The sequence below is a fragment of the Flavobacterium phragmitis genome, assembly GCF_900112575.1.
Classification (GTDB): Bacteria; Bacteroidota; Bacteroidia; order Flavobacteriales; family Flavobacteriaceae; genus Flavobacterium; species Flavobacterium phragmitis.
Map to the genome: position 1 here is coordinate 31991 of NZ_FOMH01000003.1, position 18896 is coordinate 50886.

Below are 18896 nucleotides of genomic sequence, written 5' to 3' on the forward strand. Positions count from 1 at the left end.
ACTAAAAAATAATACCTACAAGGTTTTGAAAACCTTGCAGGACAAACTGAATAATATGAAACGAGTAGATTATGAAATTATCGGAAAAAAGATTGTCGTGGGGATAATCTTGTTTTTAGTGCCGTTGGCCATTCTGGCTGGCGGATTAACCTTAATTAATCAATTTTTAAAATAAGAAATCATGGCAATAGTTCAAAAAGAAAAATTAGTAAGAGACTTAACGATAAGTTTTTTCATTTATTCACTGCCTGTTGTGGCAATTTACCTTTATTTTAAACTAACTGGCGGTGCTGTAAGCGAATCACACTTAACACTACCTCCATTCTTAGAATTTGCACAACCTGTTTTTGCCAACATCAGAACTTGGGGATTAACAGTATTTATGATCGTTTTAGGAATTATAGAATTCGCCGCAGGTTTATACGATGACGAATGGACTGGCGAAGAACGTAAAATTGACATTGTTTGTTTCTTGGCACCAAAATTACTTTTACCACCCGTAATTGCTTTTTTCAGCTTAACTGCTTTGCCGTATTTATTACCAAACGCTGCAAATGCATTATCTTGGGTTCCGTTTTGGGGAGGATTTTTCCTAATTGCAATTGCCGATGATTTAACGCAGTATTGGTATCACAGACTCCATCATCAAGTTCCGTTTTTGTGGCGTTTTCATAGAACACACCATTCGGCTCCGTATATGGGAATGGCAATGGCTTCTAGACAAAACTTTATTTATACGGTTTTCTTTTCTCAAATTTATTTGACTGCGACTTTAACTTATCTAGGTTTAGGGCTTCCGGCTTTATTTGTTTTAGTAATTAAAAGTTTCATTACTTTAGGCGCACACTCAAGCATTCCTTGGGATAAACCCTTTTATAAATACAAAGTATTACATCCAATTGCTTGGGTTTTAGAAAGACTGATTTCTACTCCTGCAACGCATCATGCACACCACGCAGATACGAGCGGAGATGGTGTTGGACATTTTAAAGGAAACTTCGGGAACATGTTTTTTATCTGGGATATCATTTTTGGAACGGGATTGATTACGCGTCAATATCCAAAATCATTTGGAACAAAATCATACAAACAAGAAGAATGGTACGCACAGTTTCTTTGGCCGATTTTTAAATCTAAAAAAGAAGGAAGTTCTCTTGCCGAAGGGGTATTATCACTTCCATCAAAACCAAAAGTAGTTGCTGAAGAAACTCCTGCACCAGTTTTAGAACAAGTATAATATTTCCGGATATGAAAAATCAAATCTTAAAAACCAGTTTAACAGCAATTGCCTTTTTATGGGCGATTGCTGTCTTTTCGCAAAATGAAAGTCATAATTCATTATCTTTAGATTCCTTTTATTCTAAAATAAAAAGCCAAAAGAATCCACAGATTGTTGATGCGAGAACTCCTGAAGAATTTGCCCTAAATCATATTGAAGGCGCTGTCAATTTTAATCTTCAATCTGAAAATTACGATCAGCATATCGCTAAACTAGATAAGTCTAAGCCTGTTTTTATTTATTCCATCGGTGCCGGCAGAAGTGTTGCTCTAGAAAAAGAATTACTAAAAAACGGATTTGCTGAAGCTTATAGCTTAGAAGGTGGCATTGCAAATTGGATTGGAAATGGAAAACCTTTTTATTCTAATCTGAAAAGTAAATTGTCTTTAGCAGAATTCAATAAAATTATTGCTTCGAACAAAAATGTTTTGGTTGATATTGGTTCGAAATATTGTGGGCCATGTAAAAAAGTAAAACCTATTCTGGAAACGATTCGAACAGAATACGGTTCGAATTTAAAAATCGTAGAAATTGAACTCGAAGATAGTCCGCAGGTTATTGCCGATTTAAAAACGGTAAAAGTTTTTCCAACTTTAATTCTATATGAAAACGGAAAAATTATTTTTAAGAAGGAAGGGATTAGTGATTTGAAAAATGAGGTTGATATTGCATTGGCTTCGAAGTAACATTTTTAAACCACATTGTTTGTCAGGCTGAGCGAAGTCGAAGCCCCACAATGAACTCCGCAAAGAAAATCGCTAACAGTTTGTCATTTCGAGGAACGAGAAATCACACTAGTAATTCGACAAAGATTGGCGACATTCTGTGCGGAGCTTCTTGTGTGATTTACTTCGCCTGTTCGCTATCGCTCGGGTCTCCTTCGTCAAAATGACAAATAATACGTACACAAAATGAGAAAGACGCACTGCTATGCCTCTCTACAATAAAACCTTTGTCTAAAAACAACTTACCAAACTATGGCAAACTATAAAAAAATAACCAAAATTGTTACCCCTATTTTAATAGTGCTTTTCATTCTGGCAGCTTTTCTTTTCTGGCCAATTAATACCGATGGTACTTTAGTCAAAGAAAATCAGAAATTGGCAGAAGGTAAAAAAGAATTTTTAGCATCAAAACCAAAATCTGATTCACTAGGAAAAAAGACCAATATCATTATTTTACTTGCAGATGATTTAGGTAAATATGATATTTCTCTTTACGGCGGAAAATCGACAGCAACACCACAGATTGATTCTTTGGCCGCCTCGGGAGTTACTTTTACTGATGGTTACGCCTCTGCAGCTATCTGTTCTCCATCTCGCGCTGGATTAATCACGGGAAGATATCAGGAGCGTTTTGGACATGAATATCAGCCCGGAGATCGTTATCCGAAAAATAATCTGGAATATTATGCTTTTAAATATTTACTGAATACCAATGATTGGAGATTAAACGACAAAATCGAATATCCAAACGAGGCTTCTATCAAAACACAAGGGCTTCCGAAATCTGAAATTACTTTTGCTGATTTAGCCAAAAGACAAGGTTACGCAACAGGAATTATTGGTAAATGGCATTTAGGTCACAACAAAGGATTTTTTCCTCTAGACCGTGGTTTCGATTATCATTACGGATTTTATCAGGCGTTCTCCTTGTATGTTCCAGAAGATGACAATCCGGATATTATCAATCATCATCATAAAGATTTTACAGATAAAATGATTTGGGGAAAAGGACGTGTTGGAATCGGACAAATTCGTCGTGACACTACTATTATTGACGAAAAAGCGTATTTAACCGAAAAATTTGCCGAAGAAGCTGAAGCTTTCATCGATAAGAATAAAAACAAACCCTTCTTGCTTTATATTCCGTTCAACGCACCACATACGCCATTTCAGGTTCGTAAAAAATATTACGATCGTTTTCCGAATGTAAAAGACGAAAACAAACGCGTTTATTTTGCCATGATCAGCGCTTTGGATGATGCGATTGGAAGAATTAGAGAAAAAGTAAAAAAAGAAGGTCTTGAAGACAATACCTTAATCATTTTTGCCAGCGATAATGGCGGTGCCGATTATACTTTTGCTACCACAAATGCTCCGTTAAAAGGCGGTAAATTTTCACATTTTGAAGGCGGAATCAATGTTCCGTTTGCACTTTCGTGGAAAGGAAAAATCAAACCTCATACGGTTTACAAACAACCTGTAAGCACTTTAGATTTTTTTACCACCATCGCAGCAGCGATTGGTTCAGATTTACCAAAAGACAGAGTTTATGATGGAGTTGATTTAGTCAAAACTGTCAACGAAAATAAGGTCGCGCACAAAGATTTATACTGGCGTTCCGGCGATGCAAAAGCTATTCGAAGCGGTGACTGGAAATTGGTCATTAGCGGAAAAACACATGAAAAATGGCTTTATAATCTTGCTTCAGATAAATTTGAAAAAACAGACCTCTCACAAAAAAATCCTGAAAAGGTAAAAGAATTACAAACTGCGCTTCAAATTTGGGAAAAAGGATTAATCAAACCGCTTTGGCCAAACTTGACCTATTATGAATTCAACTTTGGAAAACAGAAGTACTTTGTTGATTTGTAATCTACAGAAGAAACCTGTCAGGTTTAATTTCAAAAACCAATTGCCTCCAGCTTTAGCTGGAGGTATAAAATTTCAACACACCGAAGGCTTTAGCCAAATTTATTATTCGGCTAAAGCCTTTTCTATATTCACAAAACTTCACCTCCAGCTAAAGCTGGAGGCAATTGAAAATAAAACTCTTTAAATAAAAAATGTCAACCTCAACAAAATTTACCATTCACGAAGACTGGACTGTCGTTATTCTCGGTTTTCTTATTATTGGAATCTCTCTTTTTATTTTTCTGCCAGAAGTTCCTGTTTTCAAATGGACAAATGGAAACGATTTAATTTTCAATGTATTCGAAATCAAAAACCTTCAACATATTGGTTTCCAATTTATTTATTTTCTTCTAATTGGAAGTATCGGAACTATTTTAGTTGGAAAATCAGTCAAAAACTTCATCCTTGGATTTCCAATAATTTATCTCTTAACTATAATCGCTTTAATTCTTGCTGGAAATACAGAAGTTAAAGCACTAAATCTAGAAGCTGTAATTTTCAGTTTAGTAATCGGATTATTAATTGGCAACTTTTTCAAACTTCCAAAATGGTTTCGCTCTGCTCTATCAACTGAACTTTTTGTCAAAATCGGATTGGTTTTGCTGGGAACAAGCGTTATTTTTTCCGATATTTTAAAGGCAGGTTCATTGGGCTTAATTCAGGCATTGGTGGTTGTTTTATCTCAGGCACAATGGCCGAACCAGAGAGGTTTTGATAAATTTTATGGAATCTTAAAAGGTGCTGCTAATTACTTTGATACGAAACCGCTTCCTTTCGGAAAAACGCCTTATCCTGTAAAAATGATCCGCAATAATGAAGAACTGCATCCGAAAGACGATTCGTACTATTTTACAGATGAAATTGGAAACAATGCGGTTACTTTCTTAGACGAACAAAATAAAGAAAACAAACCTTTCTTTTTGTACTTAGCTTTTACTGCTCCGCACTGGCCATTGCAGGCAAAACCAGTTGATATTGCAAAATACAGAGGGAAATTTGACGAAGGCTGGGATGCTTTAAGAGAAAAAAGAATCAAAAAGTTAAGAGAAAACGGAATCTTACTGCCAAATCAGACAATTGCTCCAAGAGATCCTGAAGTACCGGAATGGGATAAACCAACGTATGACGAAAAACAATTCTGGAAAGCCAAAATGGAAGTTTATGCCGCAATGGTAGATAACATGGACCAAAACGTTGGGAAAGTTTTAGACAAACTAAAAGCTTTAAAGAAAGACAAAAACACTTTAATCATTTTTATTGCTGATAATGGTGCTCAAGGTGGATTCAATACGTACAATCCGTTAAGAAGAGGTTTAGTTCGTAACGATGGTCCTGTAGGCTCTTCTGGTTCTTTTGACTATCAGGAACAAAACTGGGCTTATTTGTCTAATACGCCATTACAGGACTATAAAAACAATATGCACGAAGGCGGTTTCAGTTCTCCGTTTATTGCCTGGTATCCATCCAAAATAAAAGCAGGAAGAATCGATAAAGGAACTGGACATATTATTGACCTTGCTCCTACTTTTTATGAATTGGCCGGAATTGAATATCCTAAAAACTTAAATGGCGTAAATTCTAATCCGCTTCCGGGTAAAAGTTTATTGCCTGTTTTATTTGACAATGCATCAGAAGTAAACCGTGGTGCGCCATTATTCTGGGAAAGAGCGGGAAACAGAGCAGTAAGAGAAGGAAAATGGAAATTGGTTTCTATTTATCCATCATACCAATGGGAACTTTACGATCTTGAAGCAGACCGTGGAGAAACAACCAACGTTGCGGCTCAAAACCCAGGAATTGTAAATGATCTTTCGGCAAAATATTTTGACTGGGCAGATAAAACAGGAGTGGTGGAATACAGCAAATTCAAACAAAAAAATGAATTGATTCCAGGTGCTGCTCCAAAAAAATAATTACTTTTTTTGATATTTTTAGTAATTATGACGAAAAGCGATTGTTATTTAGAACAATCGCTTTTTAAAACAAAAAAATGGTCTACAAGCCAAATGTTCTTATGAACAAAAAGGGCTGTCTCAAAAGTTTGGACAGCCCTTTTCTATTTTAAATCTCTAAAGAAAATTATCTAAAATCATTCAAAGATTTCTCGATAATTTCAAGGCATTCATTAATTTGTTCCTCCGTCATAACCAACGGTGGTGCTAATCTTATTTTATTTCCATGTGTTGGTTTTGCCAATAATCCGTTGTCTCTAAATTTCAAGCAGATTTCCCAAGCTAGATCTGATTCTTCGTTTGTATTGATTACAATTGCATTTAAAAGACCTTTTCCGCGAACCAGCGTAATCAAATCATTTTTGGCAGCAATTTTATTTAATCCTTCTCTTAAGATAACACCAAGACGTTCTGCATTTTCAGCCAGTTTTTCGTCCTTAATTACTTCAAGAGCTGCAATTGCAACCGCAGCCGCAACAGGATTTCCTCCAAAAGTAGATCCGTGCTGGCCTGGTTTAATTACATTCATTATTTCGTCATTGCATAGAACCGCAGAAACTGGATATACTCCACCAGAAATTGCTTTTCCTAAAATCAAGACATCAGGCTGAACGTTTTCGTGATGAACAGCCAATAATTTTCCTGTACGGGCAATTCCTGTCTGAACTTCATCAGCAATAAACAATACATTATGCTTTTCGCAAAGTGCTTTCGCTTTTGCTAAATACCCTTCAGACGGAACATAAACTCCTGCTTCTCCCTGAATTGGTTCTACTAAAAATCCAGCAATATTTTTTGACGAATTTAAAGCGTTTTCAAGTGCTTCCAGATTATCGTATTCAATTTTAATGAAACCGTCTGTAAAAGGTCCGAAGTTTTTACGTGCCGTTTCATCGTTTGAAAATGAAATAATAGTAGTGGTTCTTCCGTGAAAGTTATTTTCGCAAACAATAATCTGCGCTTGGTTTTCTGGAATTCCTTTTACTTCATACGCCCATTTTCTAGAAATTTTTAATGCTGTTTCAACTGCTTCAGCACCTGTATTCATTGGAAGAACTTTATCAAAACCGAAATAGTTCGTTACATATTCTTCGTAGTTTCCTAATTTATCATTGTAAAAAGCACGGGAAGTCAAAGTCAGTTTTTGTGCTTGCTCTACCATTGCATTTACAATTTTTGGATGACAATGACCTTGATTTACCGCAGAATAAGCCGATAAAAAGTCATAGTATTTTTTGCCGTCCACATCCCAAACGTATACTCCTTCTCCACGTTCTAAAACTACTGGAAGTGGATGGTAATTGTGAGCTCCGTATTTATTCTCTTTTTCAATCAAAACTTCTGATTTTGACGAAAGTGCTTTTTCTGTTCTAATCATAATCTGCTTTTTATTTTTACAAAAATATTAAAATTTAAATTACAAACAGCTTGAAAATTAAGTTTTGACTTAAAAATAACAATATTTGAGTCAAAATTTATATTTTAAAACAAATAAAAAGAAAATATTTATTTAGACAGAAACAGTAATTTGTGATTAATAATTAAAAAAAATGGTTACTTTTATACATCATCAACAACTGAAATTTAAAGATTTTTATTGAATGGATTTATTAGACGAATTTGATATCAGTATTATTAAAGAATTAGAAAAAGATGGCAGAATGGCTTTTTCTGCTATTGCTACTAATTTGAAAATATCAAATACAATGGTGCATCAGCGCATCAACCGAATGATCGAACAAGGCGTAATCGGTGGCATAAAACCGATTATTCAAGAAAAGAAAATTGGGTACGACTGGGCTTCTTTTACGGGGCTTACATTAAACAAAGATTCTGATTCTGAAAGAATTATTGAAGCACTTAAAGAAATTCCTGAAATTACAGAATGTTATTATGTAACGGGTTCGTTTACTTTATACATTAAAATCATTGCCAAAAATCACGAACATATGCGTCGTATTCTTTATGAAAAAATTGATGGAATTCCCGGTATTGACAAAACCGATTCGATAGTAGAATTAGGTTGCGCTTTTAAAAGAAATATATCTTTATAAAACTACATTCTCCGCACGAGAATAATCGTTATAAACCTCACAAGAATTTACTTGTGAGGTTTTTTTGTAACATATTATTTCTGATATTTGTTAAAAATTGTAGAAAAATGAAAAACACAGTACTACTTTTATTCAGTGCAATCTTATTTTCCAATCTTATGAATGCGCAATTAAAACCAGTAAAATATTCAGAAGGAAGCCAACAATTGAATGGTTTGTTTATAAAATCGGCTAAAAAAAGTGCCAATAATCCAGGAATCTTACTTTTACCTGCATGGCTTGGAATAGATAATGCTTCTAAAGGAATTGCAGAAGAATTATCCAAACTAGGATATCATGTTTTTATCGCAGATATTTATGGAGAAGGAAATTATCCAAAAAATACGGGAGAAGCTGGAAAACAAGCTGGTTTCTATAAAACAAACTATGAAGCTTATCAAAAAAGAATCAATACTGCACTACAGGAATTAGTAAAATTGGGTGCCAATGCTGATAATATTGTAGCTATTGGTTACTGCTTTGGAGGAACCGGAGTTTTGGAAGCGGCAAGAGGACATTTAAATGTAAAGGGAGTCGCTTCATTTCATGGTGGTTTAGGCAAAGATGCCAGCCGAAAAACAGAAGTTATCAATACAAAAGTCTTAGTTTGTCATGGCGCAGACGACCCGTTTGTTCCAAAAGAAGAAATTGCTTCTTTCCAGCAGGAAATGCGTGATTCTAAAGCAGATTGGGAAATGATTTATTACGCCAATTCTGTTCACTCCTTTACCAATCCAGAAGCCGGAAGTGATAATTCGAAAGGTGCGGCTTATAATGCTTTAGCGGCCAAACGTTCTTTTGATCATTTACAGCTTTTCCTAAATGAAGTTTTAAAGAAATAATACCACTTAACTCTACCAAAAACAAATCAACCAGATAAACCAATGTCACATAATAAAATCAGAGAAGATAAAACCTGTTTGAATTGCAGACATGTTGTAGAATTAAAATTCTGCCCAAACTGCGGTCAGGAAAACAGCGACAGCCGAAAAACTTTTCACCATTTATTTGTTCATTTTTTTGAAGATCTAACGCATTATGAAAACGCGTTTTGGAAGACCATTAAAAACCTTCTTTTTAAGCCTTCAACTCTTACAAAAGAATATCTTTCAGGAAAACGTCTTTCTTATTTAGCACCTGTTCGATTATATATTTTCATCAGTTTTATTACCTTTTTATTGATTGCTATGTTTCCGAGCAAAATCAATGGAGATATTGATAAAAGTGAAAAAGAATTAAATAAGGAAATCGCTAAAGCTACTAAAGACCTCAATATTAAAAAGGAAGACAAGAAATATTTTACTTTTTTGAACATGAAAAAAATTGATTCTGTTCAGAAATATGGAAAAGAAGAAGAGAAACTGAATGCCAGCAGCTATTGGTTTGTTGAGAAAGCAAATCACGTCACTGAAAAATACACCAAAAAAGAGATTTATGTAAAATTTGCAGAAGCGTTCTTTCATAATCTTCCTAAAATTCTCTTTATTATCATGCCGTTTTTTGCTTTTTTCTTATGGCTTTTTCACAACAAAAAGAAATGGTATTATTTTGATCACGGGATTTTCACACTTCATTATTTCTCTTTCCTGTTGCTTATTTTTCTCATCATGTTTATCATAGATCGATTAATTGGTCTTTTTGGAGAAGACAGTCCATTATCTTATATCTCTGGACTCACAACTTTCGTTGGGTCAATTTGGATGTGTTATTACTTTTATCCTGCACATCATCGTTTTTATGGTGAGTCAAGGATAGTATCTTTTGTAAAAAGTTTCTTATTATTTATAATAAATTCACTTTTTATTCTATTTTTACTCACTTTATACGTTTTATACACATTTATTAATTTACACTAACTATAAGAAATGAAAAAATTACTCATTTTATTCTTAATTGTCTCTGCGTATTCATGCAAAACCGCACAGTCAACTGTATCTAAAGACAATTCGGATCCAACCAAATACGTAAAAGCAATCAGCGAGAAAGACTTAAAGAAAATGCTGTACACGATTGCTTCTGATGAAATGGAAGGTCGTGAAACAGGTTCTGCCGGACAGAAAAAAGCGGGTCTTTACATGATTCAACAATATAAAAACAGCGGTATCTCTTTTCCTAAAGGAGCTTCAGATTACTATCAGCATATCCCTGCTGCCTATTTAAATGCAAGACGCAATCAAAATTTACCAGATTCTGAGAACATCTGGGCTTTTATCGAAGGTTCTGAAAAGCCAGATGAAATTTTAGTTATTTCGGCGCATTACGATCACATTGGAATTAAAAACGGTGAAGTTTATAATGGCGCTGATGACGATGGTTCTGGAACTGTAGCCCTTATAGAAATGGCCAAAACATTTGCTAAAGCTAAAAAACAAGGACACGGACCAAAACGTTCTATTTTATTCCTTCATGTAACCGGTGAAGAACATGGTTTACATGGATCTCGCTATTATTCTGAAAATCCATTATTCCCAATTGCTAATACTATTGCCGATATCAATATTGACATGATTGGTCGCCGTGATGTTGAACACGCCAACACAAACAATTATGTATATGTTATTGGTGCAGACAGACTTTCATCTGATTTGCACAATGCAGTGGTAGCTCAAAATGAAAAATACATCAAAATGGACTTGGATTTTAAATTTAATGATCCTGCAGACCCAAACCATTTTTATGAGCGTTCTGATCACTATAATTTCGCAAAACATGGTATTCCAGCGGTTTTCTTCTTTAATGGAGTTCATGAAGATTACCACAAACAAGGAGATGAACCACAAAAAATAGAATATGACGCTCTTACCAAAAGAACACAACTAGCTTTTGTTGTCGCATGGGAATTGGCTAATAGAGAAAATAGACCGGTAGTGGATAAGAAATAAGTTATTTGTAGTTGCAAAGCGACAAAGTAACAGAGGTTTGCAAACTTCAACAATAAAAAAGGGATAAGCCTAGCTTATCCCTTTTTTATTTAGGCAGAATTCATGAGATAAAAAAACTTTGTCTCTTTGAATCTTTGTTACTTTGTCACTTAACTAGTCATTCATCGAAATCAAAAACTCTTCGTTGTTTTTTGTTTTCTTGAAGCGATCGTTTACGAAATCCATTGATTCTACTGGATTCATATCTGATAAGTATTTACGCATAATCCACATTCTCTGAAGTGTTTTTTCGTCCAATAATAAATCGTCGCGACGAGTACTTGAAGAAGTAAGATCGATTGCTGGGAAAATACGTTTATTGGCTATCTTACGGTCTAATTGAAGTTCCATGTTACCAGTTCCTTTAAATTCTTCGAAGATTACTTCGTCCATTTTAGAACCTGTTTCTGTTAATGCAGTTGCTATAATACTTAATGAACCGCCATTTTCTACATTTCTAGCCGCTCCAAAGAAACGTTTTGGTTTTTGTAATGCATTCGCATCAACACCTCCACTTAATACTTTTCCAGATGCCGGTTGCACTGTGTTGTAAGCTCTTGCTAAACGTGTGATAGAGTCTAATAAAATTACAACATCATGACCACATTCCACTAAACGTTTTGCTTTTTCCAACACGATATTAGCAATTTTCACGTGTTCTTGAGGCTCTCTGTCAAAAGTTGAAGCAATAACCTCACCTCTTACACTTCTCTGCATATCGGTAACCTCTTCTGGACGTTCGTCAATAAGAAGGACAATTAAATAAACTTCTGGATGGTTGGCTGCAATTGCGTTTGCAATATCTTTAAGAAGCATTGTTTTACCCGTTTTAGGCTGTGCAACGATCATACCACGCTGCCCTTTACCTATTGGTGAAAACAAATCTATAATTCGGGTTGAAATAGAACTTCCTTTTTCGGCAATTTTGAATTTTTCTGAAGGGAAAACTGGTGTTAAATGTTCGAAAGAAACTCTGTCTCGAACTACTTGAGGATCGTGTCCATTGATTTTTAACACACGAACCAAAGGAAAAAACTTCTCTCCTTCTTTTGGAGGGCGAACCACTCCTTTTACTGTATCTCCGGTTTTTAAACCAAATAATCTGATTTGTGAAGTTGATAAATAAATATCGTCTGGAGAAGCTAAATAATTATAATCAGAAGAACGTAAAAATCCATAACCATCCGGCATCATCTCAAGAACGCCTTCACTTTCTATAATTCCGTCAAATTCAAAATCTGAATCTCTGAAATTATTGTTATTCTTTTTATTTTTATGATTAGGATTTTGGTTGTTGTGATTTCCGTTTCCATTGCCATTCCCGTTTTGATTTTGGTTCTGATTCGGGTTTTGGTTATGGTTCTGGTTCTGGTTCGGATTTTTATTCTGATTCGGATTAACCTTTTTAGCTACTGGAGTATTAGCAGGTTTTTCAGTTGTAGTTTCTGTAGCTGTTTCTGCTTCTACGACAGCTGTTTCTTCTGCAACAACTTCTTTTTCTTTTTTCAGCGCTACTTTTTTCTCGTATGCTGACTTATTGAATTTGACCGCTTTCTGATCTTTTTTTACCGCTGGAGCTTTATCTGTTACTACTTCTGCTGTTGTTTCTACAACTGGTTCTACTGTTTCGGCAGTATCATTTTTTTGAACAGTTTCCTCTACTTGATCAAATTCTAGAACGGGAGTGTTTTTAGTATTTGCTGCTTTTGTTTTAGCAGGAGCAATTCTAGCACGCTTTGGTTTCTCCTCTTTTGTTTCCGCTGTTGCCTCTGTTTTTGGAGCTTCTGTCTGAGCAAGAGATGCTTCTTGATGTGCTAAAATCTGACTAATCAAAGTCTCTTTTTTGACACCAGTAATCTTTATTGTTTTAGCTAACTTAGCTATTTCTTGAAGCTCAGCAAGCTTCATTTCTTTTAATGCAGAAATATCAAACATGAATGTTCTATGAATTTAATTATTTTAAAAGGAAATACTGTAAAAAGAATAGGTAGATAATTAATTTGAATTGAATTGACCGCAGTATGAAGTGCTTACGGTATTATGATGCAATAATACGAATAAAATTTTATCATACAATAGTATTTTAAAAAAAGAAAATATATTTTTGTAAAACATTTTTAGATTATGATACAAAGAATTCAAACTGTATATTTATTTCTGGCTTTTGTTGCGACAGGCGTTTTAATGCTTTTCTTGCCGCTTTGGACAACAAGTGCAGGAAAGCCGTTTTATTTTATGCAGGATCAATTTTATACTATTTTATTAGGCTTGACAACAATGCTTACTGTAATCAGTATAATTTCATTTAAAAAGAGACAAAATCAGTTTGTGTTAAACAGACTAAACATCATATTAAATTTAATTTTATTAGGATTATTTGTTTACCGATCACTAAATTTATCTGGAGAAGCGGAAGTTTCTGAGAAAGGTATTGGGATGTTTCTTCCTATTGTTGCTATCGTGTTATTAGTTTTAGCTAATAAGGCCATCAAAAAGGACGAAGATCTTGTAAAATCTGTAGATCGTTTGAGATAAACCTATAAACTTAGTTTATTGCGCGAAGAAGAACCCGAATTTTACATTCGGGTTTTTTTTGGTCTAAAACGAAATAACTGTAAGATAATTTTCATTATTTTTACCGTTCAATCAGTTTTTAAAAATGGATTCTTCAATAAAAATTCATCTTGCAGATGATCATCAGGTTTTAATTGATGGTCTCTCCAACCTATTAAGAACAGTTTCTAACTTTGATGTAGTTGGAAGCTCGCTTGACGGCACGACCGTTTATGATGATGTGCTATCTGACGAAGCCGATGTTTTGATTCTGGATATCAGCATGCCTAAAAAAGACGGCATTGAAACCCTTAAAGAATTCAAAGAAAAACAATCTCCCTGCAAAGTCATTATTTTATCAAGTTATGATGATTTGAAAATCATAAAAGAAGTGATGAAACTAGGCGCAAAAGGATATCTGACTAAAAACTGTGCTGGCGAGAATATCATTGAAGCTGTTGAAGCTGTTTATCAAGGACAGGAATATTTTAGTGATGCGATTAGAGAAAAGATTTTCAATACTTTTAAAGATAATCCGAAACTGAATCAAAATGCGGTTATTGAAAACCCTATTTTAAGTCCGCGTGAAATTGAAATCATTATACTTATCGCTTTAGAATACAGTGGCAAAGAAATAAGCGAAAAGCTTTTTATCAGCTCTCATACAGTAGAAACGCATCGCAAAAACCTGATGAAGAAACTGAATATAAAAAGTACAATCGGTTTGGTAAAATATGCCCTAAAAAACAATTTGATTAATCCGTAGAAACAAACTTTATGATGGGGTTCCATTTTCTTATATCATTGTTTTTCTGTATCGCTGTTAAGGGAACTTTTCTGCCTCTAAACACAATAAAAACAAACATTAGTCTTGCAACTTCCGAAACCCAAATCAAAAGCAAAACAACTCCTGATCAAATCAAAAAATCGGAACAATTAAGAAACAAAAAGATTGTCAGTTTATCGATTCTGCTTATCATTATTATTTTTCTTTTGTTTTATTTCCTATATCAAAACAACAAATTAAAACAAAAAATAAAACGAAAAGATACGAAGCAGAAAATCCTTCTTAACATTATTAATTCCGGTATTGACACACAGGAAATCGAACGCAAAAAAATAGCTTCTTTTCTTCATGACAATATCAATTCGCTTTTGTCATCGGCAGGTTTACATTTGAATACTTTTACGGCGCAGCATGATATAAAATCTGATGAAATACAAAAGGCTAAAACCATTTTATCTGAGGCTCACGAGCTTTTAAGAGATATGTCACACGATCTCGTACCTTCGCTTTTAGTTCGTTTTGGATTAATCTATGCATTAGAAGATTTATGCGAAAAACATTCTAATTCTGCTATCCATTTTGAATTTTCTAGCTCTATTCCGATCAGTAAAAGATATGTCGAGAAATTTGAAATGAAGATTTATTTTATTGTCAGCGAATTGTTCAATAATATTATTAAACATAGTCAAGCTCAAAAAGCCACTATTTACTTAGCCGAAAACAACAATGAATTTGTTTTGACAATTCACGATGACGGAATTGGTTTTAAAACTCAAAAATTAAAAGATGCGGAAGGTTTTGGTTTAAACCGAATCAGAGCGCGCATCAAGAAATACAAAGGCCGCCTGACTATTACCTCAAAAGCGAATAAAGGAACCAAAATTACTATTCAAATTCCGCTGCCTCATTAAACTATTTTTCTCCGATTTCGATAATTTCCAAATCTTTAATTTTATCATTGTCAATTACGAAACGAAGCATGGTTCTTACTTTATGAAAACCACTTTTTCCTGCAGCACCTGGATTCATATGCAAAAGATTGTTCTTTTTATCAAACATCACTTTCAAAATATGTGAATGTCCACAGATAAAAATCTTTGGCGGATTCTGAGCCATTTCCTCCTTAACATTCGGATTGTATTTTCCTGGATAACCTCCAATATGTGTAATCCAGACCGAAACATTCTCACAAGAAAAACGATTATTTAACGGAAATTCCATTCTTGCTTTCGCATCGTCAATGTTGCCGTAAACTGCTCTTAATGGTTTTAGCTTTTTAATCGTATCCGTTACAATCAAATCTCCAATATCACCCGCATGCCAGACTTCATCAGCCTGATTTACGTATTTTAAAATTGTATCGTCTATGTGACTGTGAGTATCTGAGAGCAGGAGGATTTTTTTCATTTTTTACAAAAAGTTACAAAGATTCAGAGAAACAAAGTTACAAAGGTTTTTTATTTAGATGCAAAGGTTCAGAGATACAAAGTGACAAAGGTTTCTTTTTAGAGACGCACCTCAGTGCGTCTTTCATATTGTTTTAAAATTAATAATTTTTATATAGCTTTAGACGCACGGTGGTGTCTCTACAGATATGTATGATGAAAAAATCTTGAAATCTTCGTTTTTCTAAAACACTCCAATCTTACGCAAGACGCACTGCGGTGCGTCTCTACAGATATACATGATGAGAAAACCCTTGTCTCTTTGTCCCTTTGTCTCTTTGTCCCTTTGTCTCTTTGCTCTGAGATGCTAAGGTTCTAAGTTTTTTCTGTAGAGACGCACCGCAGTGCGTCTTTCGTGTGTGTTTTAAAATTAATCATTTTTCGATTGGCGTTAGACGTATTGCAGTGCGTCTTCATTTGGTTTTTAAATTAATTATTTCCCATCTAACGTTAGACGCACTGCGGTGCGTCTCTACAGATATGCGTGATGGAAACCTTTGTCTCTTTGTTTCTCTGAACCTTTGTTCCTAAAAAGAAAGAAACTTTTTTTCGTACCTTTGCAACTCTGAACCTTTGAACCTCTAAAGTGAGATATTTTATTCAATTTGCTTATAACGGAACACATTATCATGGCTGGCAGATACAGCCCAACGCATCCTCTGTTCAGGAAACTTTAAATAAAGCTTTTTCGGTTTTACTAAATGAACCTATCAGCATTATGGGGGCAGGAAGAACGGATACTGGTGTACATGCAACTGAAATGTTTGGGCATTTTGATACTGAAAAAACTTTGGATGTTCCAGTTTTGGTTCATAAACTGAACTCTTTTTTGCCAAAAGATATTGCCATTTTTGACATTATCCTGCTTCATGACAATGCGCATTGCCGATTTGATGCCACAAAACGAACGTATGAATATCATATCAATACCATTAAGAACCCGTTTTTGCAGGAACTGAGCTGGTATGTGAGCCAAAAATTGGATGTGAGTTTAATGAACGAAGCAGCTCAATTGTTATTGAAACATACCGATTTTCAGTGTTTTTCTAAAACGAATACGGATGTCAATACATTTGACTGCACGATTTTTGAGGCATTTTGGAAACAGGAAGAAGGAAAACTGATTTTTACCATTTCGGCAAATCGGTTTTTGAGGAATATGGTTCGCGCCATTGTGGGAACTTTAATTAATATAGGGTTACACAAAATTACGCTGGAAGATTTTGAAAATATCATTGCCAGTAAAAACAGAGAAAAAGCGGGATTTTCGGTTCCGGCACATGGTTTATATTTAACCAAAATTGATTACGATTACATTTAATAGCCCTGATTGAAGTGAAAAGCTTTTTTGAAAAAAATATCGTTTTTGTAATTTTTATGGAGCGACCAACGGAAGCTTTATAAAAATAATACAAAAACCTATTTTTGAGAAAAACTTGTAACGGAAAGCAGGAAACAGCTCCTAAAAATAAATGAAAGCAAAAGCATTCGACACAGGATTATTTAAACGAATTTTAAAATATACAAGGCCTTATAAATGGCGTTACTACGGCGTAATTATTTTTGCCGTTTCGCTTTCTATTTTTGCCGCACTTCGTCCTTATTTATTAAAAGAAACGGTTGATGGTTACATTAAAACCCACGACAAAATGGGATTATTAATGTACATTATTTTAATGGGCGTGGTTTTGTTGATGGAGGTTTTCTCTCAATTTTATTTTGTGTACTGGGCCAACTGGCTCGGGCAGGATATTGTAAAAGATATCAGGACAAAACTTTTTAAACACATTTTGAGTTTTAGAATGAAATATTTCGATTTGGTTCCGGTTGGGCAGTTGGTTACGCGTGCCGTTTCGGATATTGAATCGATTGCCCGTATTTTCAGTCAGGGATTGTTTATGATTATAAGCGATTTGATGAAAATGGTGGTGGTATTGATTTTTATGTTTTATATGAACTGGAAGCTGACTTGGATCGTGGTTGTTGCGATGCCAATTTTGGTTTACGTTACGAGAATTTTCCAGCGTAAAATGCAGGTAGCTTTTGAGGAAGTTCGTACTCAAATTGCGAACATGAACTCTTTTGTGCAGGAACGTGTGACTGGAATGAAAATCGTTCAGCTTTTTAACCGTGAAAAAATCGAAGCCGAAAACTTTAAAGAAATCAACAACAAACACAGAGTGGCCTGGATTAAGACGATTTTGTATAACTCGATTTTCTTTCCAATTGCCGATATTATTTCGTCTATTACTTTAGGATTGGTTGTCGTTTATGGTGGTTTCAGAATTTTGAACGGAGACCATTTTACCACTTTTGGAGATTTATTTTCGTATACGATGTTCATTGGAATGTTATTTAATCCTTTGAGACAAATTGCCGATAAATTCAATGAGATGCAGTTGGGAATGATTGCTGCCAATCGTGTTTTTGATATTATTGATACGCAGGATCATATTCAGGATACGGGTAAAATTGAAGCGCCCGTTTTTAATGGAAGCATCGAATTTAAGCAAGTTCGTTTTAGTTACATTCCAGAAGAAGAAGTTATCAAAGGAATTGATTTATCGGTTTCGGCTGGGCAGACTGTTGCAATTGTAGGTTCTACAGGTGCTGGAAAATCTACGATTATTAATTTATTAAATCGTTTTTACGAAATCAACAGCGGAACGATTTGTATTGACGGCGAGAATATAGAAAACTATACTTTGGCTTCTTTGAGAAAACAAATCGCTGTGGTTTTACAAGATGTGTTTTTGTTTGCTGATACGATTTACAATAATATTACTTTGCACAATCCTGAAATTACAAGAGAAATGGTAATTGATGCGGCAAAGAAAATTGGTGTTCATGATTTTATTATGAACCTGCCGAATAATTATGATTTTGATGTAAAAGAGCGTGGTGTTATGTTATCATCTGGACAACGCCAACTGATTGCATTTTTACGTTCGTATGTTAGTAATCCGAGTATTTTGATTCTGGATGAGGCTACTTCTTCTATTGATACATATTCAGAAGAAATGATTCAGCGTGCGACAGAAACGATTACAAAAGGAAGAACTTCTATTATTATTGCGCATAGATTAGCAACAATTGTAAATGCAGATAAAATTGTGGTGATGGATAAGGGATTGATTGTTGAACAGGGAACGCATCAGGAATTGTTAACTAAAACTGATGGTTACTATAAAAATTTATATGACTCGCAATTCGCTGTGGCGAACTAAGTC

The 18896-nt window shown here is 34.6% G+C and carries 16 protein-coding genes; 13 read left to right on the plus strand and 3 right to left on the minus strand.

The genetic code is table 11. The features are described 5' to 3' along the window. Nucleotides 1-181: 181 nt before the first annotated feature. From BM289_RS05760 to BM289_RS05785, 4 genes are all read left to right on the plus strand, one after another. Entirely contained in the window at nt 182-1237 is a 1056-nt protein-coding gene (locus BM289_RS05760) for a sterol desaturase family protein (RefSeq protein ID WP_091491621.1), read from the plus strand. Nucleotides 1238-1248: 11 nt separating this feature from the next. Further along, the gene (locus BM289_RS05765) at nt 1249-1965 is read left to right on the plus strand and encodes a thioredoxin domain-containing protein (protein ID WP_091491623.1); all 717 of its coding nucleotides are present in this window, start codon (nt 1249-1251) and stop codon (nt 1963-1965) included. Between the two features lie 291 nt (nt 1966-2256). Next, on the plus strand, nt 2257-3876 hold the full coding sequence (locus BM289_RS05770; RefSeq protein WP_091491624.1) for a sulfatase-like hydrolase/transferase: 1620 nt from the start codon (nt 2257-2259) through the stop codon (nt 3874-3876). A gap of 191 nt (nt 3877-4067) precedes the next feature. Continuing rightward, a complete protein-coding gene (locus BM289_RS05785) occupies nt 4068-5828 on the plus strand; it encodes a putative sulfate exporter family transporter (RefSeq protein WP_244165331.1) in 1761 nt (586 codons plus the stop codon). A gap of 166 nt (nt 5829-5994) precedes the next feature. On the opposite strand, the gene rocD is transcribed toward BM289_RS05785, so the two are convergent. After that, complete coding sequence (gene rocD / locus BM289_RS05790) at nt 5995-7245, minus strand: ornithine--oxo-acid transaminase (protein WP_091491628.1); 1251 nt, start codon at nt 7243-7245, stop codon at nt 5995-5997. Nucleotides 7246-7468: 223 nt separating this feature from the next. Between rocD and BM289_RS05795 the strand changes: the two genes are divergently transcribed. From BM289_RS05795 to BM289_RS05810, 4 genes are all read left to right on the plus strand, one after another. Continuing rightward, a complete protein-coding gene (locus BM289_RS05795; RefSeq protein ID WP_091491630.1) occupies nt 7469-7921 on the plus strand; it encodes an Lrp/AsnC family transcriptional regulator in 453 nt (150 codons plus the stop codon). A 107-nt stretch (nt 7922-8028) separates the two neighbouring features. After that, nucleotides 8029-8802 (plus strand): dienelactone hydrolase family protein, encoded by a 774-nt coding sequence (locus BM289_RS05800; RefSeq protein ID WP_091491632.1) that lies wholly within the window; start codon nt 8029-8031, stop codon nt 8800-8802. Nucleotides 8803-8844: 42 nt separating this feature from the next. After that, nucleotides 8845-9816: a DUF3667 domain-containing protein gene (locus BM289_RS05805; protein ID WP_091491633.1), complete on the plus strand. Its 972-nt coding sequence runs from the start codon at nt 8845-8847 to the stop codon at nt 9814-9816. Nucleotides 9817-9825: 9 nt separating this feature from the next. Continuing rightward, on the plus strand, nt 9826-10842 hold the full coding sequence (locus BM289_RS05810) for a M28 family peptidase (RefSeq protein WP_091491635.1): 1017 nt from the start codon (nt 9826-9828) through the stop codon (nt 10840-10842). A gap of 153 nt (nt 10843-10995) precedes the next feature. On the opposite strand, the gene rho is transcribed toward BM289_RS05810, so the two are convergent. After that, complete coding sequence (gene rho / locus BM289_RS05815; RefSeq protein ID WP_091491636.1) at nt 10996-12816, minus strand: transcription termination factor Rho; 1821 nt, start codon at nt 12814-12816, stop codon at nt 10996-10998. 189 nt (nt 12817-13005) lie between these two features. Between rho and BM289_RS05820 the strand changes: the two genes are divergently transcribed. The 3 genes from BM289_RS05820 (at nt 13006) to BM289_RS05830 (ending at nt 15132) form a co-directional block, all read left to right on the plus strand. After that, complete coding sequence (locus tag BM289_RS05820; protein WP_091491637.1) at nt 13006-13416, plus strand: DUF4293 domain-containing protein; 411 nt, start codon at nt 13006-13008, stop codon at nt 13414-13416. A 124-nt stretch (nt 13417-13540) separates the two neighbouring features. Further along, on the plus strand, nt 13541-14200 hold the full coding sequence (locus BM289_RS05825; RefSeq protein ID WP_091491639.1) for a response regulator transcription factor: 660 nt from the start codon (nt 13541-13543) through the stop codon (nt 14198-14200). 11 nt (nt 14201-14211) lie between these two features. Further along, nucleotides 14212-15132, plus strand: a complete 921-nt coding sequence (locus BM289_RS05830) for a sensor histidine kinase (protein WP_244165332.1) — start codon at nt 14212-14214, stop codon at nt 15130-15132. 1 nt (nt 15133) lies between these two features. Here BM289_RS05830 and BM289_RS05835 read toward each other — a convergent pair whose 3' ends face one another. Next, complete coding sequence (locus BM289_RS05835; RefSeq protein WP_091491642.1) at nt 15134-15628, minus strand: metallophosphoesterase family protein; 495 nt, start codon at nt 15626-15628, stop codon at nt 15134-15136. A gap of 624 nt (nt 15629-16252) precedes the next feature. Here BM289_RS05835 and truA point away from each other — a divergent pair. Continuing rightward, nucleotides 16253-16987: a tRNA pseudouridine(38-40) synthase TruA gene (truA, locus tag BM289_RS05840; RefSeq protein ID WP_091491644.1), complete on the plus strand. Its 735-nt coding sequence runs from the start codon at nt 16253-16255 to the stop codon at nt 16985-16987. A 151-nt stretch (nt 16988-17138) separates the two neighbouring features. Then, nucleotides 17139-18893, plus strand: a complete 1755-nt coding sequence (locus BM289_RS05845; RefSeq protein ID WP_091491645.1) for an ABC transporter ATP-binding protein — start codon at nt 17139-17141, stop codon at nt 18891-18893. The last annotated feature ends 3 nt before the right edge of the window (nt 18894-18896 follow it).

Coding starts and splice junctions, on each gene's coding strand:
- BM289_RS05795 (WP_091491630.1), top strand. CDS start 7,469: ATGGATTTATTAGACGAATTTGATATCAGTATTATTAAAGAATTAGAA.
- BM289_RS05830 (WP_244165332.1), top strand. CDS start 14,212: ATGATGGGGTTCCATTTTCTTATATCATTGTTTTTCTGTATCGCTGTT.
- BM289_RS05765 (WP_091491623.1), top strand. CDS start 1,249: ATGAAAAATCAAATCTTAAAAACCAGTTTAACAGCAATTGCCTTTTTA.
- rho (WP_091491636.1), bottom strand. CDS start 12,816: ATGTTTGATATTTCTGCATTAAAAGAAATGAAGCTTGCTGAGCTTCAA.
- BM289_RS05800 (WP_091491632.1), top strand. CDS start 8,029: ATGAAAAACACAGTACTACTTTTATTCAGTGCAATCTTATTTTCCAAT.
- BM289_RS05770 (WP_091491624.1), top strand. CDS start 2,257: ATGGCAAACTATAAAAAAATAACCAAAATTGTTACCCCTATTTTAATA.
- BM289_RS05825 (WP_091491639.1), top strand. CDS start 13,541: ATGGATTCTTCAATAAAAATTCATCTTGCAGATGATCATCAGGTTTTA.
- BM289_RS05805 (WP_091491633.1), top strand. CDS start 8,845: ATGTCACATAATAAAATCAGAGAAGATAAAACCTGTTTGAATTGCAGA.
- BM289_RS05760 (WP_091491621.1), top strand. CDS start 182: ATGGCAATAGTTCAAAAAGAAAAATTAGTAAGAGACTTAACGATAAGT.
- BM289_RS05820 (WP_091491637.1), top strand. CDS start 13,006: ATGATACAAAGAATTCAAACTGTATATTTATTTCTGGCTTTTGTTGCG.
- BM289_RS05845 (WP_091491645.1), top strand. CDS start 17,139: ATGAAAGCAAAAGCATTCGACACAGGATTATTTAAACGAATTTTAAAA.
- BM289_RS05810 (WP_091491635.1), top strand. CDS start 9,826: ATGAAAAAATTACTCATTTTATTCTTAATTGTCTCTGCGTATTCATGC.
- BM289_RS05835 (WP_091491642.1), bottom strand. CDS start 15,628: ATGAAAAAAATCCTCCTGCTCTCAGATACTCACAGTCACATAGACGAT.
- BM289_RS05785 (WP_244165331.1), top strand. CDS start 4,068: ATGTCAACCTCAACAAAATTTACCATTCACGAAGACTGGACTGTCGTT.
- rocD (WP_091491628.1), bottom strand. CDS start 7,245: ATGATTAGAACAGAAAAAGCACTTTCGTCAAAATCAGAAGTTTTGATT.